General features: G+C 62.2%; 19 protein-coding genes. 9 read left to right on the plus strand and 10 right to left on the minus strand.

Annotated elements, in window-relative coordinates; all coding sequences use genetic code 11:
* The first annotated feature begins 112 nt into the window (after positions 1–112).
* Both ABD842_RS09870 and ABD842_RS09875 read left to right on the plus strand, forming a co-directional pair.
* Complete coding sequence (locus tag ABD842_RS09870; RefSeq protein ID WP_345113023.1) at positions 113–3,088, plus strand: T9SS type A sorting domain-containing protein; 2,976 nt, start codon at positions 113–115, stop codon at positions 3,086–3,088.
* Between the two features lie 225 nt (positions 3,089–3,313).
* Positions 3,314–6,304: a T9SS type A sorting domain-containing protein gene (locus tag ABD842_RS09875; protein ID WP_345113026.1), complete on the plus strand. Its 2,991-nt coding sequence runs from the start codon at positions 3,314–3,316 to the stop codon at positions 6,302–6,304.
* Positions 6,305–6,426: 122 nt separating this feature from the next.
* On the opposite strand, the gene rpoN is transcribed toward ABD842_RS09875, so the two are convergent.
* Positions 6,427–8,007: an RNA polymerase factor sigma-54 gene (rpoN, locus tag ABD842_RS09880; protein ID WP_345113028.1), complete on the minus strand. Its 1,581-nt coding sequence runs from the start codon at positions 8,005–8,007 to the stop codon at positions 6,427–6,429.
* A gap of 237 nt (positions 8,008–8,244) precedes the next feature.
* On the opposite strand from rpoN, the gene asnS reads away from it, so the two are divergent.
* Positions 8,245–9,648, plus strand: coding sequence for an asparagine--tRNA ligase (gene asnS, locus ABD842_RS09885; protein WP_345113030.1), 1,404 nt, complete (start codon positions 8,245–8,247; stop codon positions 9,646–9,648).
* Positions 9,649–9,729: 81 nt separating this feature from the next.
* On the opposite strand, the gene ABD842_RS09890 is transcribed toward asnS, so the two are convergent.
* The 3 genes from ABD842_RS09890 to ABD842_RS09900 all read right to left on the minus strand — a co-directional run bounded on the left by ABD842_RS09890 (position 9,730) and on the right by ABD842_RS09900 (position 11,675).
* Positions 9,730–9,987, minus strand: a complete 258-nt coding sequence (locus ABD842_RS09890; RefSeq protein ID WP_345113032.1) for a hypothetical protein — start codon at positions 9,985–9,987, stop codon at positions 9,730–9,732.
* Positions 9,988–10,051: 64 nt separating this feature from the next.
* Entirely contained in the window at positions 10,052–11,080 is a 1,029-nt protein-coding gene (locus ABD842_RS09895; protein WP_345113034.1) for a hypothetical protein, read from the minus strand.
* A 121-nt stretch (positions 11,081–11,201) separates the two neighbouring features.
* Positions 11,202–11,675 (minus strand): hypothetical protein, encoded by a 474-nt coding sequence (locus ABD842_RS09900; RefSeq protein WP_345113036.1) that lies wholly within the window; start codon positions 11,673–11,675, stop codon positions 11,202–11,204.
* Positions 11,676–11,934: 259 nt separating this feature from the next.
* Here ABD842_RS09900 and uvrA point away from each other — a divergent pair, with 259 nt between their 5' ends.
* The gene (gene uvrA / locus ABD842_RS09905; protein WP_345113038.1) at positions 11,935–14,946 is read left to right on the plus strand and encodes an excinuclease ABC subunit UvrA; all 3,012 of its coding nucleotides are present in this window, start codon (positions 11,935–11,937) and stop codon (positions 14,944–14,946) included.
* Positions 14,947–15,032: 86 nt separating this feature from the next.
* On the opposite strand, the gene ABD842_RS09910 is transcribed toward uvrA, so the two are convergent.
* Positions 15,033–15,710, minus strand: a complete 678-nt coding sequence (locus tag ABD842_RS09910) for a DUF4142 domain-containing protein (protein WP_345113040.1) — start codon at positions 15,708–15,710, stop codon at positions 15,033–15,035.
* Positions 15,711–15,747: 37 nt separating this feature from the next.
* Entirely contained in the window at positions 15,748–16,329 is a 582-nt protein-coding gene (locus ABD842_RS09915) for a DUF4142 domain-containing protein (protein WP_345113042.1), read from the minus strand.
* A gap of 185 nt (positions 16,330–16,514) precedes the next feature.
* Here ABD842_RS09915 and ABD842_RS09920 point away from each other — a divergent pair, with 185 nt between their 5' ends.
* On the plus strand, positions 16,515–17,363 hold the full coding sequence (locus ABD842_RS09920; protein WP_345113044.1) for a hypothetical protein: 849 nt from the start codon (positions 16,515–16,517) through the stop codon (positions 17,361–17,363).
* Positions 17,364–17,485: 122 nt separating this feature from the next.
* On the opposite strand, the gene ABD842_RS09925 is transcribed toward ABD842_RS09920, so the two are convergent.
* The 3 genes from ABD842_RS09925 to queA form a co-directional block, all read right to left on the minus strand.
* Positions 17,486–18,265 (minus strand): enoyl-CoA hydratase-related protein, encoded by a 780-nt coding sequence (locus tag ABD842_RS09925; RefSeq protein WP_345113046.1) that lies wholly within the window; start codon positions 18,263–18,265, stop codon positions 17,486–17,488.
* Between the two features lie 211 nt (positions 18,266–18,476).
* The gene (locus tag ABD842_RS09930; RefSeq protein ID WP_345113048.1) at positions 18,477–19,190 is read right to left on the minus strand and encodes a 2-C-methyl-D-erythritol 4-phosphate cytidylyltransferase; all 714 of its coding nucleotides are present in this window, start codon (positions 19,188–19,190) and stop codon (positions 18,477–18,479) included.
* Positions 19,191–19,348: 158 nt separating this feature from the next.
* Positions 19,349–20,398 (minus strand): tRNA preQ1(34) S-adenosylmethionine ribosyltransferase-isomerase QueA, encoded by a 1,050-nt coding sequence (queA, locus tag ABD842_RS09935; protein WP_345113049.1) that lies wholly within the window; start codon positions 20,396–20,398, stop codon positions 19,349–19,351.
* A gap of 141 nt (positions 20,399–20,539) precedes the next feature.
* On the opposite strand from queA, the gene ABD842_RS09940 reads away from it, so the two are divergent.
* The 4 genes from ABD842_RS09940 to ABD842_RS09955 all read left to right on the plus strand — a co-directional run bounded on the left by ABD842_RS09940 (position 20,540) and on the right by ABD842_RS09955 (position 24,907).
* Positions 20,540–21,799 (plus strand): ABC transporter permease, encoded by a 1,260-nt coding sequence (locus ABD842_RS09940; protein ID WP_345113051.1) that lies wholly within the window; start codon positions 20,540–20,542, stop codon positions 21,797–21,799.
* 205 nt (positions 21,800–22,004) lie between these two features.
* Entirely contained in the window at positions 22,005–22,868 is an 864-nt protein-coding gene (locus ABD842_RS09945; RefSeq protein WP_345113053.1) for an LOG family protein, read from the plus strand.
* A 175-nt stretch (positions 22,869–23,043) separates the two neighbouring features.
* Entirely contained in the window at positions 23,044–23,673 is a 630-nt protein-coding gene (locus ABD842_RS09950) for an RBBP9/YdeN family alpha/beta hydrolase (RefSeq protein ID WP_345113055.1), read from the plus strand.
* 67 nt (positions 23,674–23,740) lie between these two features.
* The gene (locus tag ABD842_RS09955; protein WP_345113057.1) at positions 23,741–24,907 is read left to right on the plus strand and encodes a lycopene cyclase family protein; all 1,167 of its coding nucleotides are present in this window, start codon (positions 23,741–23,743) and stop codon (positions 24,905–24,907) included.
* Between the two features lie 17 nt (positions 24,908–24,924).
* Here the strand turns inward: ABD842_RS09955 and ABD842_RS09960 are convergent, their stop codons facing one another.
* On the minus strand, positions 24,925–25,659 hold the full coding sequence (locus ABD842_RS09960) for an ABC transporter ATP-binding protein (RefSeq protein WP_345113059.1): 735 nt from the start codon (positions 25,657–25,659) through the stop codon (positions 24,925–24,927).
* Positions 25,660–25,705 lie beyond the last annotated feature (46 nt).

The following is a 25,705-nucleotide window of genomic DNA, read 5'->3' on the forward strand; positions in this document are numbered from 1 at the left end:
ATATTGTTATATATATTGATTGAAAGTATCTTGGGCATTTCCCACCGGGGCATTTTACAGAGCCCCTTTCCGCATGGGGCAGCCGTCCTGGCTGCTTCGCATCTGCCCGCCCATGAAAACTCTTCTACAATCGATCCGCCTCGTGCGTTGGGGAATAGCCCTGTTTCTGCTGGGCAACCTGTCGGGCTGCGGGGGAAACAGCACACCTGGCCACTCCTGGCTGGAGCAGTCGTCCCGGCCGGCGGCCGGCCAAAACCACCGGGAGCGGGGGCAAGCGGAAGGGGCCAAGCACCCCGACCGCCCCGACCTGGCCGAGGCTCAGGAAGTGGCTCTCACCCGCGACCCGGCCACGGGAACCGTGCCCCGCGAGCGGCTGCTCGTAGCCCGGGAACAGGTAGCGCAGATGCTGGCCGACCGGGCCAGCCAGCGGGCTGCCGTCAGTGGCCTGGGCGCGGCCAACTGGACGGAAAAAGGCCCCAGCAACATTGCGGGCCGCGTGCGGGCCCTTCTGCCTGACCCGGCGGACGCTACCGGCAACAAGGTGTGGGCCGGCTCGGTCGGTGGCGGCCTATGGAAATCGGTAAATGCGGCGTCGGCTACGCCCACTTGGTCGAAGATAAATGACCTGTTCAGCAACCTGGCCATCAGCACCATAACCTACGACCCCGCCAACGCTGATATCATGTACTTCGGCACCGGCGAGGGTTTTGGCAATGCCGATGCTATCCGGGGACTGGGCATCTGGAAATCAGCGGACCACGGCGTGACGTGGGCGCAGCTGGCTAGCACCAACAACTCGGATTTTCATTACGTCCAGAAGATCGTCGTAGACAAGAATGGCTGGGTTTACGCGGCCACCCGAACCGGCCTGCGCCGCAGCAAGGACGGGGGCGCCACCTGGGTCGGGGTGCTGTATAACAACAGTGCCGGGTACGGCCGGTTTTCTGACGTGGACGTGCACCCGACCACGGGCGCCGTGTATGCTTCGCTGGGTGTTTTTCAGACCGGCGGCGGCATCCTGTACTCAGCTTCCGGGGATGCCGGCACCTATACCATCCTGAATTCGGCAGCCGGCTCGGGACTGCCCGACATTGCTACCCATCACCGCGTAGAACTGGCTATTGCCCCCAGCGACCCCAGCCGGCTGTACGCCATGTTTTGCTCCACCACCAACACGCTGCTCAACATCTACCGCAGCTCCGACGGCGGCACCACCTGGCAGGTGCTGCCCAAGCCCAATGACGCCGATCCGAATATTTCCGACGCCGATTTCACCCGCTCCCAGGCCTGGTATGATCTGGCTCTGGCCGTTTCGCCCACCGACCCCAACACGGTATTTGTGGGCGGCATCGATATTTTCAAAACCAGCAACGGCGGCGCGGCTACCCCGGCCAGCGTCGTCTGGCAGCAGGTAACCCACTGGTACGGGGGCTTCGGCTTTCAGAACGTCCACGCCGATCAGCACGCTGTTGCCTTTGTACCGGGCTCGGGCACCCACGCCTATTTCGCCAATGACGGCGGCATTGCCAGAACCACTACCGCTACCGCCACTATCCCGGCGGTGACCCCCATCAACACCAGCTTCAACATCACCCAGTTCTACGCCGTGGCCGTGCACCCCACCGATTACGGCTATTTCCTGGCTGGTGCTCAAGACAACGGCACCCAGCAGTTCCGGGCCAGCACCGGCTCCGTGACCCGAGACGTGAATGGTGGCGACGGAGCCTTCTGCGCCATCGACGAAGAAAACCCCGATATTCAGTTTGCTACTTACGTCTTCAGCAATGTGTACCGCTCGACCACCAAAGGCGACGATTTTTTTCCGGGAATAATTGAGGAAAGCGACAATGGCTCCTTCATCAATCCGCTGGAGTACGACAGCCGCAAGAACACGCTCTATTATAATTACAGCACCACGGCTGTTCCGGCCCAACTGCGCCGGGCCCGCAATGCTACCGGTACCCGCGTGCTGACCACCATCGCGCTGCCCGTCGGTTCGGGCGTTGTCACGCACGTTGCCATATCCCCCAACGTGACTAACCGCGTGTACGTGGGCACCAACGCGGGCCGGGTAATCCGGATCGACAGCGCGGCTACAACGCCCACGTTCACTACCCTTTTCAATTACGGCAGTGCCGTGTCCATTTCCGGCATTGCCGTGGAAAAGAGCAGCGCCACCCCGGAGCCCGATCAGCACATTCTGGCCACCATTGCCAACTACGGCGCCGTCAGCGTGCAGCAGACCAGCAACGCGGGCGGTGCCTGGGCGTCGGCTGAAGGCAACCTGCCGGATATGCCCGTGCGCTGGGTGCTGTTTGACCCCACTGCTGGCAAGCGCGCCATGCTGGCCACCGAGCTGGGCGTATGGACCACCGAAGACCTGACGGCGGCTTCCATTGTCTGGGTGCCTTCTAACACCAACCTGGCCAACGTGCGGGTGGACATGCTGCGCCTGCGCAAAGCCGATAAAACGGTGGTGGCGGCCACCCACGGCCGCGGCCTGTTCACCTCCGACATATTTGCCGTTGTGCCGCTGCCCGTGGAGCTGACCAGCTTTACGGGCCGGACCACCGACCAGGGGGTGACCCTGCGCTGGGAAACGGCCAGTGAGCGGAACTCCCGCGCCTTCGAGGTAGAGCGGGCCCCGGACGGCCGCACTTTCCGGCGGCTGGCCAGTGTGGCAGCGGCCGGTACCAGCACTACGCCCCACCGCTACGCCTACACCGATGGCGCGGCCCCGGCCGGCCGCAGCTACTACCGCCTGCGCCAGCTCGACGAAGACGGCACCGCCGCGTATTCGCCCATCATTGCCGTGGCGTGGCCTACCGGGCCTCCGCTTCTGCTGAGCCGCGTATATCCCAATCCCTTCCGCCGTGAACTGACGCTGACGCTGGGTCAGCCCGCCGCCGCCGGAACTACTGTCACCGTCACGGACCCGGCCGGCCGCGTGGCTTATCGGACGGAAGTAGCTGCTGGTGCCCGCCAGATGGCGCTACGGCTGCCAGCGGAACTAGCTCCCGGCCTCTACACACTCACTGTAGCGCAGGGAAAAGCAAGAGACAGCCACCGGCTTGTGAAGAGTGAATGAACAAGGAGATTATTGAACTTAAACAAGTGTGCGGGGGCAAGTGAAATACTATTTGTTATTGTATTTAATTAATGGGTTAAATGATTTAAAGAACGTAAGCAATGTTCAATTAGGGGTATTTAGGTTTGTTTTTGACATAAAAATCTAAAATACAGCCAGGTAAAATAGGATGCAATCAATGGTTGGTATATTTTTGCCAGGACTGACCATTCATTTTTCTGGCGTATGCGTAACTTTTTCTCTTTGTTGAACCGGAGGCAGTGGCTGCTGTCTGCTACCACCGGCTTGTTGATTTTGGTAGCCGTGTGCTATTCGTCCTGGCGCACTGGTGGTAGCATAGCGGCGCTGGCCCAGTGGGAAGAAAACGATGAGGACCGGCCTGACCGGCCGGATCTGGCGCTGCTGCAGGAAATGCGGCGTACGCGCGACCCCGCGACGGGCACCGTACCCAACGAGCGGCTGCTGGTGGCCCAGGAGCGGGCCGATGAGCTGCTGGCCCTGCAGGCCCAGCAGCGGCCTTCGGCCACGGTGCTATCCTCGGCTACCTGGACGGAGAGAGGCCCTTCCAACGTGGCCGGACGCGTGCGCTCCATCCTTATCGACCCGGCCGATGCCTCTGGTAATACCATCTGGACGGGCTCAGTAGCGGGTGGCCTCTGGAAAAGCACCAACGCCACCAACGCCACGCCCACCTGGACGATTGTCAACGGGTTCTTCGCCAACATGGCCATTACGTCGTTGGCCTACGACCCGACGAATACGGATATCATGTACTTCGGGACCGGCGAAGGGTTTTACAACGCGGATGCCATCCGGGGGCTGGGTATCTGGAAATCAACTGACCACGGGGCCACCTGGAACCAGCTGGCCGCTACCAACAACTCCAACTTTTACTACGTGACCCGCATAGCCGTGCAGCCGGGTACCGGCTACGTGTTTGCTACCACCCGCACCGGCGTGTTTCGCAGTAAGGATAAAGGCGTTACCTGGGCCGCCGTGCTGCAAACTACTGACAGCGGCGGCGGGGCACTGCGCATGGCCGACGTGAAAATCAGCAGCAACGGCACCATCTTCGTGGGCGGCGGGGTGTTCCAGACCGGCGGTATCTACCGCTCCACTAACAACGGCGACTCCTTCACCAACCTCAACACCACCGCCGGTACCGGCTTGCCGGCCCAGAGCATTGGCTACCACCGCATCGAGCTGGCCTGCGCCCCGTCGGATGCCAACCGCGTGTATGCCATTTTTACTTCCAGTACGGATGTAGCCCTGGACATCTACATGACCAAGGACGGGGGCGCTACCTGGGCCATCATCAACAAGCCCACTGGCGACTTCACTAATGGCCAGGGCTGGTATTCGCTGGCCATTGGCGTATCTCCCACCGACCCTAGTCTGTTTTACGTGGGCGGCCTGGACCTGTGGCTGACTATCAATGCCGATGCCGTGAAGGGCAATGGCAGTGCCAATAATACCTGGACGCAGACCTCGATCTGGAGCACGGCAGTTACGAATACTAACTACGTGCACGCCGACCACCACGTGGTGGCCTGGATACCGCAAACTACCGGCACGGCCGCCAAAGCGTACTTCGGCAGCGACGGCGGCATTGCCTACTCGGCCAATGCCAACGTAACGGCCCCAACCTATGGTCAGCGCAACAACGGTCTGAACGTGACCCAGTTTTACGCCGTGGCCGTGCATCCCAGCGACGTGAGCTACTTCCTGGCCGGCTCCCAGGACAACGGCACCCAGCGCTATACCTCCGGCAGCGGCCAGGTTACGGCCCAGGCCACCGGCGGCGACGGCGCGTTCTGCTTCATCGACCAGAATGAGCCGCAGTTTCAGTTTACGTCCTACATATATGCCCAGTACCGCCGCTCCAGTACCGGCGGAGCGCCCGGCTCCTACACCAACATCAACCTGAGCGGCACTGCCGGGCAGTTCATCAACCCGACTGACTACGACAGCCGCAGCAACGTGCTCTACGGCGGCTGGACGGTAGACCGCTATTTTCGCATGCCCAATGCCACCACGGCCGCTACGGCTACCAACGTGCTGCTGGCTACCGGCGCGGGCATGGTCAGCCACGTCACCGTGTCGCCCAACAATCAGGACCGGCTTTTCGTGGGCACTGAGCCGGATTTCTCCCTACCGCCGGCCTCGCGCGGCCCCGGCCACCTGTACCGGGTGGATAACGCGGCTGCGGCTACGCCCATCGTGACGCTGCTTTACACCGCCCCGGCCGGCATGTCGATATCGAGCGTGGCGGTGGAAACCGGGAATGACGCGCACCTGCTCGTCACGCTCTCCAACTACAGCGCTACCAACTCCAAGGTGCTCGAAACCAGCGAGGGTACCAACACGGGCACGGCCACCGTAGCCGCCGCCACCTGGACCAGCCGCCAGGGCAACCTACCCGATATGCCCGTGCGCTGGGCCTTGTTTGACCCTACCAGCAACAAGCGCGCGATGCTGGCTACCGAGCTGGGGGTGTGGAGCACCGAAGACCTGTCGGCAGCCAGCCCGGCGTGGAGCCCGGCCAGCACTGGCATGGCCAACGTGCGGGTAGATATGCTGCGCATCCGCCCCTCCGACCAGCAGCTGGTGGCGGCCACCCACGGCCGCGGGCTGTTCACGTCGGATATTCTGAAAAATCAGCCCCTGCCCGTAGAGCTCACCAGCTTCACCGGCCGCCTGGCTGAGCAGGGTGTGGCCCTGCGCTGGCAGACCGCTTCCGAAACGAATTCCGCGCGCTTCGAGGTGGAGCGGGCCGCCGTGGGGCAGAGCTTCCAGCCACTGGCCCGCATCGGGGCGGCGGGCAATAGCACCGCTGCCCGCAGCTACAGCTACACCGACGGCACAGTTACGCGAGGAATGTTCTACTACCGCTTACGGCAGGTCGACCAAGATGGCAGCAACAGCTACTCGCCCCTGGTTACGGTGCAGGTGCAGGCTGCCGCCGTGCCGCTGCTGACCAGCGTTTACCCGAACCCGTTCGGGCCGGAGCTGACCGTGCTGCTGCGGGAGCCGCTGGCCGGCGACATCACCGCCACGCTCACCACGATGCAGGGCCGCGCCGTGTACAGCCGCACGATGCGCACTGACAACCGCACGCTGATCCTGCCGGTGCCGGCCGCCCTGGCCGCGGGCCCGTACGTTCTCACCGTGCGCGGTGCCGGCCAGCAAGCCAGCCGCCGCGTCATTCACCGCTAAGAGCCTTTTTGCAGGGTGACTGCCTGAGGGCAAGTGCCAGAGCCCAAAAAGCCCACCGGAAATGTCTCCGGTGGGCTTTTTGGGCTCTGGTACTTGCCGGTAGCGCGCGGACCAACCGTTTATCACAGCTCCTTGCGCAGGCGGGCTACCGGAATGTTGAGCTGCTCGCGGTACTTGGCCACCGTGCGGCGGGCAATGTTGTAGCCGCGGGCGTTGAGCATTTTCTCCAGCTTGTCGTCGCTGAGGGGGCGGCCCTTGCTTTCGCCCTCGATGATTTCCTTCAGAATGTGTTTCACTTCCCGGGAGCTGGCATCCTCGCCCGAGTCGGTGGCAATGCCCTCGGAGAAAAAGTACTTGAGCGGGTAGATGCCGAACTCCGTCTGCACCGACTTGGAGTTGGCCACCCGGCTCACGGTGCTGATGTCCATGCTGATTTCGGTGGCAATGTCCTTCAGAATCATGGGCCGCAGCTTGCTCTCGTCGCCTTCCAGGAAAAACTCGTGCTGGTAGCGTACGATGGAGTCCATGGTGCGCAGCAGGGTTTGCTGGCGCTGCTTGATGGCGTCGATAAACCAGCGGGCCGAGTCGAGCTTCTGCTTCACGAACGTCACGGCCTCCTTCATCTTCTTGTCCTTCTTGGCGGCCTTGTCGTAGGCTTGGAACATCTCGGTGTAGGCCGGGGCCACCCGCAGGTCCGGGGCATTGCGCGAGTTCAGCGTCAGGTTGAACACGCCGTTGTCGGAGGTCAGGATGAAGTCGGGAATGATGTACTGCACCTTGCCCAAGCCCACCGGACCGGTGCCGCCGGGCTTGGGGTTGAGCTTCAGAATCAGGGCAATGGCTTCCTTGAGCTCGTCGTCTTCCAGGTCCAGCTTCTGCTGAATGCGCTGGTAGTGCTTCTTGGTAAACTCGTCGAACGTCTCGTTCAGAATCCGCTCGGCGTGGTCGGTGGCCTCGTCCTGGGGGCGGCGCTCCAGCTGCAGCAGCAGGCATTCCTGCAGGTCGCGCGCGCCGATGCCGGCCGGGTCGAAGCTCTGCACCACGTGCAGCACAGCCTCAATATCCTCGGTAGTCGCCTCGATGTTCTGCGAAAAAGCCAGGTCGTTGGCAATGGCCGACAAGTCGCGGCGGATGTAGCCGTCGCCGTCGATGGAGCCGATCAGCTGGCGGCCGATGGCTTCCTGCTGCTCGTCGAGGTCGGCGAAGCCCAGCTGGTCCATCAGCGCGTCGAGCAGGGAGCCGCCGGTGTCGGCCAGGGGCATTTCCCGGTCGTCTTCGGGCTCGCCAGGGCCGTCGCCCTGCATCTTGTAGCCCGCTATTTCGTCGTCGTTGAGGTAGTCGCCCAGGTCGAGCTCCTCGTTGTCCTTGGTACTTTCGGCGGGCTCGTCCTTGGCGGGAATCTCCACTTCGGGCTGCTCCTCGCCGCCCTCGTCGAAGTCCTCATCCAGGGTGCTGTCGTCGGAGTCGAACTCCGAGTCGGGGTCGTCGAAGTCCTCGTCGGAGTCCGACTCGTCGTCGCGCTCCTGGTCTTCCAGCTCGTCGTCGGTGTTTTCATCGCCTTCTTCCAGCGCCGGGTTCACTTCCAGCTCTTCTTTGATGCGCGTTTCCAGCTCTGCGGTGGGAATTTGCAGCAGCTTGATGAATTGGATCTGTTGGGGAGACAACTTCTGCGAGAGAAGCTGCTTCATGTCAAGTCGTTGCATACTCGTAAAGGCGTGTAGCCCCGCAGTGGAAAGGAAGAGGTGCTACTTCAAAGATAGACCTTTCTGTACTTGAGTTGGGTCGAAAAAGTTAAGGCTAAATACGGGCATTGGGAGCTGACTTCGGCTATTGGGAGCCAAAAACAAAACATTCGGCGCGGTTCGGCTAAAACTGATTTCAGCGCTAGCCAAAACCTCTACCTTTGTTTCTCTGAGTTTTAACCCCGAAATCCGAGTCCGATGTCTGTCAGAAGGTCGAGCGTGCAGGACCTGCTCCGTAGTCAGGAGCTGGAGCGCGAAGTAGTAGTGAAAGGCTGGGTCCGCACCCGCCGTGGCAATAAATACGTGCAGTTCATTGCCGTCAACGACGGCTCCGGCTTCCACTCCATTCAGGTGGTAGCCGACGCGGAGAAGTTTCCCGAGGAGCAGCTCAGGGCCGACGGCGTGGAAAACGGCGCCGCCGTGATGGTACGCGGCAAGCTGGTGGCCTCCCAGGGCAAGGGCCAGAGCGTGGAAATTCAGGCGACGGAAATCACCGTGTACGGCAAGGCCGACACCGAAGCCTACCCGCTGCAGAAGAAGGGCCACTCGCTGGAGTTCCTGCGCGAAATTGCCCACCTGCGCCCCCGTACCAATACGTTCGGGGCCGTGCTGCGCATCCGCCACGCCATGGCCTTCGCCATTCACCAGTACTTCAACGACCACGGCTTCTACTACGTCCACACGCCCATCGTCACGGGCTCCGACGCCGAAGGCGCGGGCCAGATGTTCCGCGTGACCACGCTTTCGGACCAGAACCCCCCGCTGACGGAAGACAAGTCGGGCGTCGACTACAAGCAGGATTTCTTCGGCAAGCAGACCAACCTGACCGTGTCGGGGCAGCTGGAGGCCGAGGTGGCCGCCATGGCCCTGGGCAAAGTGTACACGTTCGGACCCACGTTCCGGGCCGAGAACTCCAACACCGCCCGCCACCTGGCCGAGTTCTGGATGGTGGAGCCCGAAGTGGCCTTCAACGATTTGCAGGACAACATGGACCTGGCCGAGGACTTCCTCCGCAGCCTGGTGAAGTACGCCCTGGAGCATTGCGCCGACGACCTGAGCTTCCTCACCGAGCAGTACGACAAGGAGCTGCTGAGCCGCCTGCAGTTCGTGGTCGACAACGAGTTTCAGCGCCTGACCTACACCGAGGCCGTCGAAATCCTGAAAACGGCCAAGCAGAAGTTTGAATTCCCCGTCGACTGGGGCACCGACCTGCAGAGCGAGCATGAGCGGTACCTGGTAGAAAAGCACTTCAAGAAGCCCGTTATCCTGACCGACTACCCCAAGGATATCAAGGCGTTCTACATGAAGCTCAACGACGACGGCAAAACCGTGCGGGCCATGGACGTGCTGTTTCCCGGCATCGGCGAAATCATCGGCGGCTCCCAGCGCGAGGAAAACCTGGAGAAGCTGCAGGCCCGGATGGCGGCCATGAACGTGGCCGAGCACGAGCTGTGGTGGTACCTGGAGCTGCGCAAGTACGGCACCGCGCCCCACGCTGGCTTCGGCCTGGGCTTCGAGCGGCTGCTGCTGTTCGTGACGGGTATGGCCAACATTCGCGACGTAATTCCCTTCCCCCGCTTCCCGAAAAGCGCGGAGTTTTAAGCTGCGAAACCGACTGGTTTTTGCGCGGAAAAGGCGGCCTCTGTTGAGAGGCCGCCTTTTGCTTGTTGGATCTGGCGGAGTTCAGCAGTAGTCGCGCAGCTCCTTGTCGTCGACGGCTACCAGCGTATCGAGCCGAATTTCGAAGCCGTCCTGCAGGCGCAGAAACTCTACTTTGTCCTGGATGAACAGGTCGGTGATAATGCCGCGGGTGGTGCTGGGCGGGGTGTCGGGCTCGGGGCGGTAGGTGAGGGTGCATTCCTGGCCGGTGGTGGCGCGGGCTTCCAGCTCGTCGTAAAACGTGCAGCTGATGGGATGGTACTCAGGCTTGGGCGTAGTCATGACGCGGGGCGGTAATGGTAAAACTCTACCCTACTACGTAGCGTCCGGCCCGCCCGATCAGGTTTCAGGCCTGCTTTTCGTCGGCCGTCAGCAGCCGGCGCAGCGGGGCAAACAGTGGGTGCCGGTCTATAATCAGCGCTACGGCCGTCGCCACTACCGGCGCGGCCAGCAGCAGCATCCGGCTCATTTCGCCCGAGAGCAGCATATGGGCCAGCACCACGGCCAGCGTCAGCCCGGCCGGCCCAAGCGGCAGCTGCGGCAGCCACTGCCCCCAGCCCCGGCGGCCGCCCCAGAAGCCGGCCAGCAGCACCAGATTGAACAGCCCGTACACCCCGCTGCAGATAAACAGCCCCCGCGGCGTAAGCAGCCAGCGCAGGTTGCTGACAACGTTGCGGCCGTGCTCCAGGGCGTTATCAAGGCTGCCGACGCCGGGCGGGGGCACCAGCGCATCAATCACTGCGTGCAGGCCCAGCACTAGTCCCGCCGCGCCCAGCAGCGCCAGCAGCCGCTGCCACCACGGCACGAAGCCGCCGTAGAGCAGCACCAGCGGCCAAAACAGCACGAACGACTCCTTCAGCACCGGTCCCAGCAGCGTCAGGGCCAGCAGCAGTGGCCCCGACCGGAGGTGCAGCGCGTAGTACAGTAGCACCACGGCCAGCACTACGGCGCTATCGACGAGCACCAGGCCCGTGACGTAGGTGGCTGCGCCGCTGGTCAGCACGGCGGCCATGCCGAGCAGGGCCGGGCCGGCGGCGGCGCCGTGGGCCCGGGCCAGGCGGAACAGGTACAAGCCCGCCAGCGCCAGCAGCAGGCCATTGACGAGAAAGAAGCTGCTGCCCAGGGGCGGCCGGGCGGAAAAGGAAATGCCCTGCAGCCCCCGGGCCAGCATTCCGGCCGCCAGGGGCACCAGCACCCGGTAGCGGTGGGTGACGGGCACCTGAAAGTCGGCGCCGGCCATGCGCAGGTAGCTTTGCTCGTCCACGGTGTAGGAGCCGGGATGATTGGCCAGCAGCAGGTAGGCGTTGCCCCAGAGCAGCGCCAGGGCCAGCAGAAACACGAGCAGGGACGACTGGCGGGACGGAGTCAGGTTCATAAGGGCGCAGTGCGGCCAGGCGGCGGCCGGTGGACAATGTTACGGGAGCCGGCGCACATTCAGGCACAAAAAAGGCCGCTTCCGAAGAAGCGGCCTCTGTAGGGAAGAGCCGGCGGGCAGCCTAGTGCTTGCCTTTGTCTTTGCCGTTACCATTGTCCTTGTCTTTGCCGTTACCATTGCCCTTGTCTTTGCCATTGCCGTAGCCCTTGCCATTCGACTGGTTGCCGTAGTATTTTTTGGCCTGGCCGGGAGGCATGCCGTGCGGGTGGCCTTTGTATTTGGTCCGGTATTCCTCAATGCGGACCCAGGGCTGGGCGCCTACGTAGTCGACCACCACGGGGTGGAAGGTGTTCGGGTTGTAGCCGGCATTGGCCAGGCGGGTCCAGCGGCCTTTGCGCTCCACCACGTACACCCGGTCGCGCACGTCGTAGTAGCCATCGACTTCGGGAATGTAATAGTACTGGGTGTTGGGCGCCAGGGCCGGACCCCACGACGGCGGGTTGATGTTAACATTTACCTGCGCCTGAGCCGGAGAAGCCAGGCCGAACAGCAGTAGGAACGCTGCGGCGAGGGGAATTGTGGTGAGTAGTTTCATGAGCAGGGGAGTGGCTTGTGAATGAACGTATACGGTGGGGTTGGCAAGAACGGCGCCAAACCGAGCTGGGCCGGCCGCAGCACCCGCCGCCCCGGGCACAAAACTGCCTGCTCCCGTGTTACTCACCATCTGCGCTGCCCTCATTCGCCCGGCCGGCTTTTCCGTGCCCGATCTGCTAAATGGATTGGTAAATAATGAATTCGGGTGGCGAAAAGGGCGCCGTATGCGTACCTTTGCGGACTTATTCGACTTGCTCTGAATGGCTAAGAAAACCAAGGCGGCCCCCGCCGCCGCTACGCCTGAAACTACTGCCGCTGTTGCCGCCCACGGCAATGGCCATACCACCGCCGCCGTGCAGGCGGTACCCCGCGCTGAGCTGGTAACGGAAGCCATTCTGGAAGCCCACGCCGCTGCCCAGCCTTCTACCGGCGCCGACGTGGAAGCGCCGTTTATTGAGGTGTACGGGGCCCGAGAGCACAACCTGAAAAACGTGACGGTCAGGATTCCGCGGGGCAAGCTCGTGGTGTTTACCGGCATTTCGGGCTCGGGCAAGTCGTCACTGGCCTTCGACACGATCTATGCCGAGGGCCAGCGCCGCTACATGGAGACGTTTTCGGCCTACGCCCGCTCCTTTATGGGCGGCCTGGAGCGGCCCGACGTGGACAAGATTGAGGGCCTGTCGCCGGTTATCAGCATCGAGCAGAAGACGACCTCGCGCAACCCACGCTCCACGGTGGGCACCATCACCGAGATTTACGACTTCCTGCGCCTGCTCTACGCCCGCACCGCCGAGGCCTTCAGCTACGCCACCGGCGCCAAGATGATCCGGCAGAGCGACGAGCAGATCATCAACTACATCCTCAAGCACTTCGCCGACCACAAGGTGGTGGTGCTGGCCCCGGTGGTAAAAGGCCGCAAGGGACACTACCGGGAGCTGTTCCAGCAGATTGCCAAGCTGGGCTTTACCAAGGTGCGCGTCGATGGCGAGCTGCTCGACATCACGGCCAAGATGCAGGTAGACCGCTACAAGATCCACGACATCGACATCGTGATTGACCGGCTCAAGGCCACCAAGGAAGACCGGTTCCGCCTCTCCGGCTCGGTGCAGAATGCGCTGACCCACGGCAAGGGCACCATGCTGGTGCTGGACTCCGACTCGAAGAAGACCCAGTTCTTCTCCCGCTTCCTGATGGATCCGACCACCGGCATTGCCTACGACGACCCGGCGCCCAACACGTTCAGCTTCAACTCGCCCTACGGCGCCTGCCCGGTCTGCAACGGCTTGGGTGAGGTGCAGGAAATCACCGAGGACTCGGTGCTGCCCGACAAGAAGCTCAGCATCAGCCGCGGCGGCATCGCGCCCCTGGGCGAGTACCGCGACATCTGGATTTTCCAGCAGCTGGGCATCATCCTCAAAAAGCAGAAGTTCAGTCTGAGTACGGCCCTGGACAAGCTGCCCGCCGACCTGATTGAGCGGCTGCTCTACGGGGTGCCCGAAGACGAGGATGCCGACCCGAAAAAGAGCAACTACACCGAGCCGTTCGAAGGCATCATCCCCTTCCTGCGCCGGCAGCTCGAGTCCGACTCGGAGAACATCCGGGCCTGGATTCAGGAGTATACCCAGGCCCGCAAGTGCCCCGAGTGCCAGGGCTTGCGCCTGAAAAAGGAGTCGCTGCACTTCAAGATTGCCGACAGGAACATCGGCGAGCTGTCATTGATGGACATCAAGGAGCTAAGCACCTGGTTTGAGGATCTGGAAAGCCGGCTCACCGAGCGTCAGAACGTCATCGGGCGCGAGCTGCTCAAGGAAATCCGCAAGCGCATCGGCTTTCTGCTCGAAGTGGGCCTCGAATACTTGGACCTGCACCGCTCGGTCCGGACGCTGAGCGGCGGCGAAAGCCAGCGGATTCGCCTCGCCACCCAGATTGGTACCCAGCTCGTGGGTGTGCTCTACATCATGGACGAGCCCAGCATCGGCCTGCACCAGCGCGACAACGAGCGGCTCATCAAGGCCCTGCAGCACCTGCGCGACATCGGCAACTCGGTGATTGTGGTGGAGCACGACAAGGACATGATCATGAATGCCGACTACGTGCTCGACATCGGGCCGGGCGCGGGCATTCACGGCGGCCACATCGTGGCCCAGGGCTCGCCAAAGGATATTTTCCAGTCGGGCAGCCTCACCTCGCAGTACCTGAGCGGCGAGAAGCACATCGAGCTGCGCCGGCAGAAGCGCAAGGGCGACGGCGGCCAGCTGGTGCTGAAGGGCGCGACGGGCCACAACCTGAAGAACGTGTCGGTGAAGTTTCCGCTGGGTAAGCTGGTGGCCGTCACGGGCGTGTCGGGCTCGGGCAAGTCGAGTCTGATCCACGACACGCTGTATCCGATTCTCAACCAGTTCTTCTTCAACGCCAAGCGCGACCCGCTGCCCTACCAGAGCATCGAAGGCCTGGAGCTGATCGACAAGGTGATTGAGGTGGACCAGTCGCCGATTGGGCGCACGCCGCGCTCCAACCCGGCTACCTACACGGGCGTGTTCACCGAAATCCGCAGCCTGTTCGCGTCATTACCGGAAGCCAAAATTCGGGGCTACGGGCCGGGGCGCTTCTCCTTCAACGTGAAGGGCGGGCGCTGCGAAACCTGCGAGGGCGCCGGCATGCGCACCATCGAAATGAACTTCCTGCCCGACGTGCACGTGCCCTGCGAAACCTGCAAGGGCCGCCGCTACAACCGCGAAACGCTGGAAGTGCGCTTCAAAGGCAAGAGCATCACCGACATTCTGGACATGACGGTGGAAAAGGCTGTGGAGTACTTCGAGAATCAGCCCCGCATCATCCGCAAGATTCAGGTGCTCAACGAAGTCGGCCTGGGCTACCTCACCCTGGGGCAACAGGCTACTACGCTGTCGGGCGGCGAAGCCCAGCGGGTGAAGCTGGCCACCGAGCTGGGCAAAAAGGATACCGGCAAAACCTTCTACATCCTCGACGAGCCCACCACCGGCCTGCACTTCGAAGATATCAACCACCTCTCCGACGTACTGCAGAAGCTCGTCGACAAGGGCAATACGGTCCTCATCATCGAGCATAATCTGGACCTGATCAAGGTGGCCGACTACGTTATCGACCTCGGCCCCGAGGGCGGCGGGGGCGGGGGCACCATCGTGGCCCAGGGCACGCCCGAGCAGGTAGCCAAGGTGAAGAAGGGGCACACTGCCCGCTTCCTGGCCGAGGAGCTTAAAATCAGCAAGTACGCCGATGGCAAACCGGCGTAAAGGCATCGGCGAAAGCGCAGAATGACGGAACGAAAAACGGCCGCTGGAAATACTTCCAGCGGCCGTTTTCGGGTGTTATGGGCGGGCTACATCTTCATGTCAGCCCCTTGTTTCGACATGTCCAGGTGGCCCTGTACCACCGGAATTACTTTGCCAATGAAGCCCTGCAGCTCGGCATCCTGAGTCATCTGCTGGTGAGCCTTCAGGGTGTTCAGCGTCTTCTGGTGGTCTGTCACCATTTGAGCCAGGTACTTCTGCTCAAACTCTTTGCCCGAAAGCTTGCGCATCTCAGCGGCAATAGTCTTGTGCTCACCGTCCATGTCGGGTGGCAATACCACGTTCTTTTTCTTGGCAATAGCCTTCAGGTCCGTGGTCGACTTGGTGTGGTCCTTGATCATCATGTTGGCGTGGTCCTTCACCATGCCGGTCACGCCTTTTTCGAGGGCCAGCTTGCTGAGCTGAATCTCGTTCTGGTCGCTGGCCGCGGCCGACTGCATAAACTCCGGGTCGGTAGAATGCGGGGCCGTAGGGCTGGCCGCCGCATCGGTAGTCATGGCGGCCGAGTCGGCGTTGGCCGTTACCGTCGGGCCCGCTTCGTTGTCGATAACGGTGGCATCGGCCTGTACGCCGCCTTCGTCGGCGGCCTGGTCCATGTCACTGACGGCTTCTCCGGCGGTGCCGTCGGTGCGTTTGTCCGCATCACCACAGCCGGTCAGGGAGAGGGTGGCGGCAAACAGGAGGGCGGAAAACAACGTCTTTTTCATAGGGTAGGTTGGTTGGGCTAAAAAGAGGGTAGGTATTTTATTTGGCGGCTTCAACCTGGTCCTGCACCTGCTTGGCCAGCTCGAGGTGTTCTTTCAGCCTGGGCAGGTATTTAGCCGCAAAGCCGCGGATGTCGCCGTCGTAGGCATCTTCGCTCATGTCGTCGAAGGCATCCACGTCGTTGGCGTGGTCGTCGACCATCAGCTCCAGGTACTTTTTATCGAAGGCCGCGCCCGTCAAGGCTGCCAGCTCCTGCCGGGTTTTCTGCTGCTCGGCGCCGAGGCCGGCCGGCAGCACGATGCCTTTTTGCTCGGCCAGCACCCCCAGGGCCTGGCTGATTTCGGCGTGCTGGGTCGCCATGCGCTGGCCGAAGTCCTTGACCGCGGGTGTGGTCGACTGCTGCTGGGCCAGGCGGCCCAGCTCGACTTCCAGCTGCCCGTCGCTGGCCACGTCTACCACAAATGTGGCGTCGCGCTCCTGCTTCTCGGTGATATTCTCGTCGCCGATGCGCTTTTCGTTCTCGAAGCGGGCTTCGGCCACCGGGTCTTTCTTGCTGGCATCGGACGAGCAGGCTACGGCGGCCAGTAAGCTGAGCGGCAGAAGAAAACGGGCAGGATTCATGGCGGGAGAAGCTGGTGCCCCGGCCAATGCCGGCCGGTGCAAGCCTATACGCGGCCCGGGCGGAGGGGTTGGAAACCGAATAGTTCCGGTTTTGAAATATTTTTTGGCCGGGGCTTAAACTCTGGTTGCGCCGGGCACTCCAAGAGCCGAATTTGACCAACAACCCACCTCCTTTTAGTTCTCCCATGAAAACCTCCACCTTCCGTTCCCTGGGTTTTGCGGCACTGGCCAGCTCGGTCCTGCTCTTCACCACCAGCTGCAACAAAGACAACGCGTCGCCCGTCGACAACCTCGAATCGGCTGAGGACAACGGTACGGCCGATGAAGAGAATGCGGCCATCGGCGACATCGTCAGCGCCACGGCTCCCGTTGATGCCGCCGTTGCCAACGGCCCCGCGCCCGATCCTAACGACTTCAGCAAAGTGCTGAACCCCTGCGCCCAGCGCTCCTACGACGCGGCTACCCGCACCCTTACCATCGACTTCGGCACCGTCAACTGCCTGTGCCCGAACGGCAAAACCCGCCGCGGCAAAATCGTGGTCGTGTTCAGCCCCGGCGTTTACCGCCAGGCCGGCGCCGTCACTACGGTTACGCTGGTCAACTACTTCGTCAACGACAATCAGCACACCGGCACCCGCATCTTTACCAACACCGGCAGCGGCTCTTTCACCCTCGACGTGCAGAATGCCAGCGTCGTTACGCCCAACGGCACCCATAGCTGGACTTCGCAGCGTCAGTACACCCGTACCGCCGGCTTCGGCACGGCTACCATCCTCGATGACGCCTACCAGATCAGCGGCCAGGCTACCGGCACCAACCGCCGCGGGGTGAGCTACACCGCCGCCGTCCAGCAGCCGCTGGTGAAAAAGTTCGCCGTGGGCTGCGCCCGCCACTTCACCACCGGCACGGTGCTCATCACCAACTCCAAGGACAAGACTCTGCTGCTGAACTACGACCCCACCGGCTCGGCCGCCTGCGACAATATTGCCACCATCACCGTGAATGGCCGCACCCGCACCATCACGCTGCGCTAAAGCCCCGGGCTTGTCGGACTGAAGCGCTCCGGGGCTGCTTCCGTAAGCCCCGTACAAAAGCGGCCGACTCCCATCCGGAGCCGGCCGCTTTTTTTATGCCCCGAAACGGCCGGGAAGCTGATTTACTCGCCCCGGAAAACCGGCTTGCGCTTCTCCGAAAAGGCAGTTACGCCTTCCTGGTAGTCGTGCGACTCGCCGGCAATCTGCTGGCAGTCGGCTTCGTAGTCCAGCATTTCGTCGAGGGAAGCGGCGCCGGCTTTGTTGAGCATCTGCTTGATCAGGCCAATGGATTTGGTGGGCGCCGCGGCGTAGCGGGCGGCCAGGGCGGCCACGGCGGCGTCCAGCTCTTCGGGCGGCACTACCTGGTTGACCATCCCCAGCCGCAGGGCCTCGGCCGCGGTTACCTTCGAACCCAGCGTGCACAGCTCAAACGCCTTGAGCGAGCCGACCAGCCGCGGCAGAAAGTACGACGAGCCCGAGTCCGGCACCAGCCCGATGTTGATGAAAACCTCAATCAGCGAGGCTTCCGTGGAGGCAATCAGCGCGTCGCAGGCCAGCGCCAGGGAGCAGCCGGCGCCGGCCGCCACGCCGTTGAGGCGGCCGATGATGGGCTTGGGCAGCTGGCGCATGGCCCGGATAATGGGGTTGTAGCGCTGGTGCAGCGAATCATAAAAGGTGCTTTTCTCGTCGCCCTGGGCTGCTTTCAGATCCTGCCCCGAGCAAAATGCCCGGCCGGCGCCGGTCAGCACCACGGCCCGCACGGCCTCGTCGGCCGCCACCTGCTGCAGGGCTTCCTGCAGCTCGTAGCTGAGGGCATTATTAAACGCATTGAAGACGTCGGGGCGGTTGAGCGTGATAGTGGCCACGCCGTCGTGCACGGTATAAAGCAGGCTGGTATACATGGGGGAAGTGGTGAGGTTGGGAAAAGGCCAGATGGCAAGCCTGATTCTGAAACTGCCATTGCGAGACGCAAGCCGAAGCGGTCCGTCCTCTCAAATGTACCAACTCCTTTTCAGCCCAAAGCCCCGGCGGGTGCTGGCGCCGGGGCTTTATTGTCTCGTTACGGCTCGCCGCGCTTGCTACGCAGAATGCGTGGCTGGCCATGGCCCGGGGTTACTGCATACTCCGCAGCAGGGCCTCAGCCACAATCAGGTCCTCCGGCGTGGTGATTTTCAGGTTGCGGTAGTCGCCTTCCACGATGTGGATGGGGCAGAGGTCTTCCACCACGCTGGCGTCGTCGGTGAACGTGGGCAGCTCGGGCAGCTGGTAGGCGCGGCGCAGCAAATCCAGGTCGAAGCACTGGGGCGTCTGCACCAGCCGCAGGCGGGAGCGGTTCAGGGCGTAGGAGCCGCGCTGGGCCAGGTTACGCACCGAGTCTTTCGGGGTCACGGCCACCACCACGGCCTTGTAGGTTTCGGCGGCGGCGTAAGCCCGCTCAATGATTTCTTGCGAAGCCAGGGGCCGCACCCCATCATGCACGGCTACTATCCCCTCCGGCGTACCCAGGGCCGCCAGCCCGTTGCGCACCGAGGCCCAGCGCGAATCGCCACCCGCTACTATCCGGTGCGGAATGGTAACCCGAAAGTCGGTGCGCAGCTGCTCCCAGGTGGCAAACTGGTCGGCGGGCAGTACCACTATCACTTCCTGCACCCGCAGAGCGGCCTCGGCAAAGCGCCGCAGCGTGTGCAGCAGCACCGGCTCGCCCAGCAGCTCCAGAAACTGCTTGGGCCGCCCGGCGCCCATGCGGGTGCCGCTGCCACCGGCCACCAGAATGGCGTAGCGTGGGGCCTTGGGGTGTTGGGGGCTTGGGGACTTGGATTCGTTCATGAGCGGGACGAGCAGTAGCGGAACGCAAAGTACGCAAGGCTGCGGACGCAAAACGCCGAATACCCGGCGGGCATTCGGCGTTTTAGAAGTTCAGACCAGAGGAAGAGCACCTAAGAACGAAAACCAAGTCCCCAAGACCCCAAGCCCCTAAGACCCCACTATAGAATGAGCATGGCGTCGCCGTAGCTGAAGAACTTATATTTCTCTTTGATGGCCAGCTTGTAGGCTTCCGTGAGCAGCTCGTGACCGGCAAAGGCGGAGGTCATCATCATCAGCGTGCTTTCGGGCATGTGGAAGTTGGTGAGCAGCGCGTTGGCAATCTTGAACTCGTACGGGGGGAAGATAAACCGGTCGGTCCAGCCCTGGTTTTCCTTCAGGCGGTTGCTGGCCGATACCGACGACTCCAATGCCCGCATCGACGTGGTGCCGACGGCGCACACGCGCTTTTTGGCATCCAGCGCCTTGTTCACCACCACGGCGGCCTCGGCCGGCACGATGAAGTTCTCGGAGTCCATCTTGTGCTTGGTCAGATCTTCCACGTCTACCGGGCGGAATGTGCCCAGGCCCACGTGCAGCGTCACGGCGGTTACTTCCACGCCCTTGATTTCGAGGCGCTTCATTACCTCGCGGGTGAAGTGCAGGCCGGCCGACGGCGCGGCCACGGCCCCCGTGTGCTTGGCGTAGATGGTCTGGTAGCGCTCCTTGTCGGCCGGCTCCGCTTCGCGGGTAATGGCTTCGCGCGGCAGCGGCGTCTCGCCCAGGTCGTGCAGGGCTTTGTAGAACTCCTCGTCGGAGCCGTCGAACAGAAACTTGATGGTCCGGCCGCGGGACGTGGTGTTGTCGATAACCTCGGCTACCATGTCGCTTTCGCCGAAGTACAGCTTATTGCCCACCCGGATTTTACGGGCCGGGTCCACTAGCACGTCCCAGAGGTGGATTTCCTTGTTCAGCTCGCGGAGCAGGAACACCTCGATCTTGGCCCCGGTCTTTTCCTTATTGCCGTACAGGCGGGCCGGAAATACCTTCGTATCGTTGAGCACGAACGCGTCGCCCTCGCTGAAGTATTCAATGATGTCCTTGAAGACGCGGTGCTCGATCTTGCCCGTGTCGCGGTGCAGAACCATCAGGCGCGACTCATCACGAGTTTTGGCCGGGTGCTGCGCCAGCAGGTTCTCAGGCAGATCAAATTTGAACTCAGACAGTTTCATGGGCAACTTATGGGCAATACGAGGGGAAGCTAACAAAATTTTGGGTTGACAAAAGTACATACATTGGCCGGATAAATCGTTAATTTTCGCCCGGAATCCGTTGTTTAGGCGCATTCCGCTCCCTCCCTAACCCACTGCCCCATGCTGGCCCTGCGCCTTACCCTGGAAAGCTTCCGCTTCGCGTGGGAAGCCCTCAAATCGAACCTGCTGCGCACGATTCTGTCGCTGCTGGGCGTCACGGTGGGCATCTTCGCCATCATTGCCGTGTTTGCCGTCGTCGACTCGCTGGAGGCCAACGTGCGCCAGAGCATGAGCTTCGTGGGCGACAAGGTGATTTACGTGGGCAAGTGGCCCTGGGCCTTCGGCGGCGACTACCCGTGGTGGAAGTACTTCAACCGGCCGGTGCCGTCGGTGCGCGAGTTCCGGGCGTTGCAGCGCAACCTGGGGCCCAACAACAAGGGCGTCGCCATCTTCGCCGCGGTTGGCGGCAGCACGCTCAAAAACGGCAGCAACAGCGTCGCTGACTGCGCCCTGCAGGGCGTGAGCTTCGACTTTCGCCAGGTGTCCGACGTGCCCATCACCGAGGGACGCTACTTTACGGCCCAGGAAATCGAGGCGTCCCGCAACGTGGCCATCATCGGGGCTACCGTGGCCGAAAGCCTGTTTCCGTACGGCTCCGCGCTGGGGCAGGAGTTCAAGGCCCGCGGCCGCAAGTTCGTGGTCATTGGGGTGATGCAGAAGGAAGGCAAGAAGATCCTCGACACGCCCAGCAACGACACCAACTGCCTGATTCCCTTCGGCATGTTCACCAAGATGTTTGCCCTGAACACCGGCGGCATGACCGGCGTGACGCCCACCATTGCCATAAAAGGCCGCGACGAAGACCCGGGCCTGCTGGATCTGGAGTACGAGCTGAAGGGCGTGATGCGCAATATTCGCGGCCTCAAGCCCCGGGAAGAAGACAACTTTGCCCTCAACCGTCCCGAAATGATGGCCGACGCCATTACCAAGCTGTTTTCTATTATCGGGGTGGCGGGCGCCGTCATTGGCAGCTTTGCCATGCTGGTGGGCGGCTTCGGCATTGCCAACATCATGTTTGTGTCGGTGAAGGAGCGTACCAACGTTATCGGCATTCAGAAGTCGCTGGGGGCCAAAAACTACTTCATCCTGTTCCAGTTCCTGTTTGAGGCCATCTTTCTGTGCCTGATTGGCGGGGCCGTCGGCATTCTGCTGGTGTTCGTCATTACCCTGATTCCGCAGGATGCCATGCCGCTGGCGCTGTCGGCCGGCAACATCACGCTCGGCCTCACCGTGTCGGTGGTGATTGGGGTGCTGGCGGGCATCATTCCGGCGGTGCTGGCCTCGAACCTGGACCCGGTTATTGCCATTCGCTCGAAGTAAGAGCCGTTACTTAACCGTAAGGAAATAGGGTAGGTTGAATGTTAACAAATTGTTAACTTGCACGCCCCTAATTTTGGTCGCCCCGCCGTGCGTGGGCGGCTTTCTTTTTGTCACGTATTACAACCATTCTTTCACCAGCGGGTCGGCAGTACCGCTACGGGCATTTCGATTGCCCGGGCCGGCCTTCCAATCCCATCCGTAGCTCATGACCAAACTTAAAAAAACGAGCCGCACCAAGCTCTCCGACGAGGTGCTGAACGCGGGTAGCGGCCAAACCATCCGCCAGCCTGACGTCAACGCCAATAAGGTCACGACCATCAGCGACATCCGCGAGCAGACCCACGGCGAGCGAACCGTGCAGGTCGACGACGAGCAGCGCATCCGCAAGGCCTTCGTGGACAAAGACTGGAACGAAATCAAGATTGCCGATTCCTGGCAGATCTTCAAGGTGATGGCCGAGTTCGTGGAGGGCTTCGAGAAGATGTCCAAAATCGGCCCCTGCGTGTCTATTTTCGGCTCGGCCCGCACCAAGCCCGACAATCCGTACTACCAGATGGCCGAGGAAATTGCGGCCAAGCTGGTGCGCCACGGCTACGGCGTTATCACGGGCGGCGGCCCCGGCATCATGGAAGCCGGTAACAAGGGCGCCCGCTCCGAGGGCGGCCGCTCGGTGGGCCTGAACATCGAGCTGCCCTTCGAGCAGTTCCACAACATCTACATCGACCCGGATAAAGTCATCAACTTCGATTACTTCTTCGTGCGCAAAGTGATGTTTGTCAAGTACGCCCAGGGCTTCATCGGCATGCCCGGCGGCTTCGGCACGCTGGATGAACTCTTCGAAGCCATTACCCTGATTCAGACCAAGAAAATCGGCCGTTTCCCGATTGTGCTGGTCGGTACCAAGTACTGGCAGGGTATGTTCGACTGGATTCAGCAGGCCATGCTGGAAGACGAGCACAACATCTCGCCCGAAGACATGGACTTAGTGCAGCTGGTGGATGATGCGGCTTCGGCCGTAAAAATCATCGACGAGTTTTATACCAAGTATCTGCTGTCGCCGAACTTCTAACCGGCACTGCCTACTGCTTCAGAAGCCCGACTCTTCCGTCGGGCTTTTTTTGTGGCTGAGCTTGCCGGGAATTTAAACGGTGGCACTATTTCTTGTTGTGACTGAACAAAACAATCTGCCCAACCATTGTTTCTTACATCCTGCCACCCGCCCCACCTGCCCATTTTTTTTCTGTATGAGTGAGATTAAGCACATCTATGTAGTTCCCCGCTGGGGCGGTTTTGCCACCGATGACTGGTATCCGTGGCTGCAAAAGCAGCTCGAAACGCCTTCCGATCCGGCTTTCACCTACCAGGTGCACCTGCTGTCGATGCCCGCCTGGGACCTGCCCACCATCGAGCAGGCCACCAACTACCTGGCCTCAGTGCTGCCGCCCGAGCATCTCAACCAGACCAGCTACCTGGTCGGCCACAGCGTGGGCTGTCTGGCTATTCTGCACTATCTGGCCCAGGTAGCTGAAAAGCACTCGACCCAGATGCCCCAGGTCGGCGGCGTGCTGTGCGTGGCCGGCTGGTTTTCAGTCGACAGCCCCTGGCACGACATCCTGAACTGGATTCATGCGCCCATCGACTACGACGCGGCCCGCCGGCTGATTCCGGCCCGCAAGCTCACCGTGCTGCTTTCCGACGACGACCCCTACACCTCGGGCTACCAGGAAAACAAGCAGCTGTGGGTGGAGCGGCTCGATTCCAACGTGAGCATTCTGCATAACCGCCAGCACTTCGGCGCCCAGCTCGACTCCGATATTCTGGACGCCATCCGGGAGTTGGCCGAAGCGCCGGCGGAGTCGGCAGTGGCCCGCTAGGATGAAAGAAGCGATAAAAAGTACTGATAGAGAGCGTAATTCCCCGGCGGGTGCTTTTATTGCGTCCGTGAAGCACGATTTCGACTACCTAATAGCGGGCGGCGGCGCGGCCGGCCTGAGCCTGGCCTACCACCTGGCCCGGGAGCCCCGGCTGCGCGACAAGCGCGTGCTGCTCGTGGAGCCCGCGGCCAAAGATCAGAACGACCGGACCTGGTCATTCTGGGCCGACGCGCCGACGCTGTTCGACCCGATTGTGGCCCACGAGTGGACGCAGCTGGCTTTCCGCAGCCCGCAGTTCGAGCGGGTGTTCGAGCTGACGCGCCACCGCTATAAGATGATTCGTGGGCTGGACTTCTACCGCTTCGTCGGGGCCGCGCTGGCCGACAATCCGCAGTTTACCCGCGTGCAGGGCACGGTCGAGGCGCTGGAGAATACGGCGGCCGGGGTGGTGGCGCGCACTTCGGCCGGCGATTTTACGGCCCGCTACGCTTTCGACAGCCGGCCGCCGGCGCTGGACCGGCAGCCCCGGCGCTACCGCTACCAGCTGCAGCACTTCGTGGGCTGGGAGGTAGAAACGGCAGAAGATGCGTTTGACCCGGCCACCGTGGAGTTTATGGACTTCCGGGGCGCCCAGCAGCACGAAGCCCGCTTTATGTACGTGCTGCCCTTCACGCCTCGCCGGGCGCTGGTCGAGTACACGCTGTTTTCGGCGGCGGTGCTGCCCAAGGCAGCCTACGAAGCGGCCATGCGGGACTATTTGACCACTACCCTGGGCTTGAAATCCTACCGCGTGACGGCCGAGGAAATCGGAGCTATTCCGATGACGGACCACCCGCTGCCCGCCGGCGTGGGGGCCCACATTATCAACCTGGGAACCCGGGCCGGCCGCGCCAAGCCCAGTACGGGCTACGCCTTCAAGCGGATTCAGGAGCACAGCGCCCGGCTCGTAGCTTCCCTGGCCGCCACGGGAAAGCCGCCCACTCACCTCACCGGCGACCAGCGCCAGTTCCGGCTCTTCGACACCCTGCTGCTCGACATTATGCAGCGCGAAGGCGAGCGGACCCGGGACATCTTTGCCGAGCTTTTCCAGCGCAACCCCCTGGAGCGCATCCTCGATTTTCTGGATGAGCGCACCAACGGCCTGGAAAACCTGCGCGTGATGCATTCGGTGACGCCGTGGCCTTTCCTGCGCTCCATCGGGCACGTGTTGCGCGGCCGGCCGGGGCAAAGGTAAGGCCCGCACTGACCGGCTCAGGCTAAGCTTTCCTCGCTTTCCAGAAACTCCCGCTCGGCCTGCACCACGGCGGCCGACAAGGCTTGCAGCCGGGGCTGGGGGCGCGACAGGTTCAGCACGTAGCCGGGCAGCGTAGCCAGGTTGTCGAGGTCGTGGGTGATGCAGAGCACGGTTTTGTGGTGGTCGGTGACCCAGCTTTGCAGCAGGCTGAACACGCGGCGGCGGTAATATACGTCGAGCTGCTGGGTGGGCTCGTCGAGCAGGTAGAGGCCGGCATCCTGCAGGGCCAGCTGGGCCAGCCACACCAGCTGCTGCTCGCCGCCCGACAGCTCGGTAAAGTCGCGGTGGGCCAGGTGGGCCGCGCCCACGCGGGTCAGGGCCGCCTCGGCCAGCACGTAGTCGGCAGGGCGGTAGGCGCTCAAAAAGCTGTGGTGGCGGAAGCGGCCCATGACCACCAGCTCGCGCACTTCGATGGGAAAGCCCACGACGCCGCGCTGGGGCAGATGGGCCAGCTGGCCGCTGGCGGCCGGCCGCCGCAGGGTTCGCAGGTTCTGGCCCCCCAGCTCAATGGTGCCCTGGTAGGGAATCTGGCCGGTGAGGGCGCGGAAGAGCGTGGTTTTGCCGCAGCCATTGTGCCCGATGATGGCGAGGAAAGCGGGGGCGGGCACGTACAAAAAAAGGTTGCGGAGCAGAACGCGCTGTTCGTACCCCGCAACCAGATTTTCAATCTTAAGAACTGAGAACTGAGACATCAGAACTGAGAAGTGGCTAAAAACACTGCCGACCGGAATAAACGGT

It is taken from the genome of Hymenobacter algoricola (assembly GCF_039539525.1).
GTDB lineage: Bacteria > Bacteroidota > Bacteroidia > Cytophagales > Hymenobacteraceae > Hymenobacter > Hymenobacter algoricola.

What these genes read in the sequence shown, in the direction of transcription:
- rpoN (WP_345113028.1), bottom strand. Translation starts at nt 8,007, where the DNA reads ATGCAACGACTTGACATGAAGCAGCTTCTCTCGCAGAAGTTGTCTCCC.
- ABD842_RS09870 (WP_345113023.1), top strand. Translation starts at nt 113, where the DNA reads ATGAAAACTCTTCTACAATCGATCCGCCTCGTGCGTTGGGGAATAGCC.
- ABD842_RS09950 (WP_345113055.1), top strand. Translation starts at nt 23,044, where the DNA reads ATGAGTGAGATTAAGCACATCTATGTAGTTCCCCGCTGGGGCGGTTTT.
- queA (WP_345113049.1), bottom strand. Translation starts at nt 20,398, where the DNA reads ATGAAACTGTCTGAGTTCAAATTTGATCTGCCTGAGAACCTGCTGGCG.
- ABD842_RS09915 (WP_345113042.1), bottom strand. Translation starts at nt 16,329, where the DNA reads ATGAATCCTGCCCGTTTTCTTCTGCCGCTCAGCTTACTGGCCGCCGTA.
- ABD842_RS09940 (WP_345113051.1), top strand. Translation starts at nt 20,540, where the DNA reads ATGCTGGCCCTGCGCCTTACCCTGGAAAGCTTCCGCTTCGCGTGGGAA.
- ABD842_RS09890 (WP_345113032.1), bottom strand. Translation starts at nt 9,987, where the DNA reads ATGACTACGCCCAAGCCTGAGTACCATCCCATCAGCTGCACGTTTTAC.
- ABD842_RS09960 (WP_345113059.1), bottom strand. Translation starts at nt 25,659, where the DNA reads ATGTCTCAGTTCTCAGTTCTTAAGATTGAAAATCTGGTTGCGGGGTAC.
- ABD842_RS09900 (WP_345113036.1), bottom strand. Translation starts at nt 11,675, where the DNA reads ATGAAACTACTCACCACAATTCCCCTCGCCGCAGCGTTCCTACTGCTG.
- ABD842_RS09945 (WP_345113053.1), top strand. Translation starts at nt 22,005, where the DNA reads ATGACCAAACTTAAAAAAACGAGCCGCACCAAGCTCTCCGACGAGGTG.
- asnS (WP_345113030.1), top strand. Translation starts at nt 8,245, where the DNA reads ATGTCTGTCAGAAGGTCGAGCGTGCAGGACCTGCTCCGTAGTCAGGAG.
- ABD842_RS09910 (WP_345113040.1), bottom strand. Translation starts at nt 15,710, where the DNA reads ATGAAAAAGACGTTGTTTTCCGCCCTCCTGTTTGCCGCCACCCTCTCC.
- ABD842_RS09920 (WP_345113044.1), top strand. Translation starts at nt 16,515, where the DNA reads ATGAAAACCTCCACCTTCCGTTCCCTGGGTTTTGCGGCACTGGCCAGC.
- uvrA (WP_345113038.1), top strand. Translation starts at nt 11,935, where the DNA reads ATGGCTAAGAAAACCAAGGCGGCCCCCGCCGCCGCTACGCCTGAAACT.
- ABD842_RS09895 (WP_345113034.1), bottom strand. Translation starts at nt 11,080, where the DNA reads ATGAACCTGACTCCGTCCCGCCAGTCGTCCCTGCTCGTGTTTCTGCTG.
- ABD842_RS09875 (WP_345113026.1), top strand. Translation starts at nt 3,314, where the DNA reads ATGCGTAACTTTTTCTCTTTGTTGAACCGGAGGCAGTGGCTGCTGTCT.
- ABD842_RS09925 (WP_345113046.1), bottom strand. Translation starts at nt 18,265, where the DNA reads ATGTATACCAGCCTGCTTTATACCGTGCACGACGGCGTGGCCACTATC.
- ABD842_RS09930 (WP_345113048.1), bottom strand. Translation starts at nt 19,190, where the DNA reads ATGAACGAATCCAAGTCCCCAAGCCCCCAACACCCCAAGGCCCCACGC.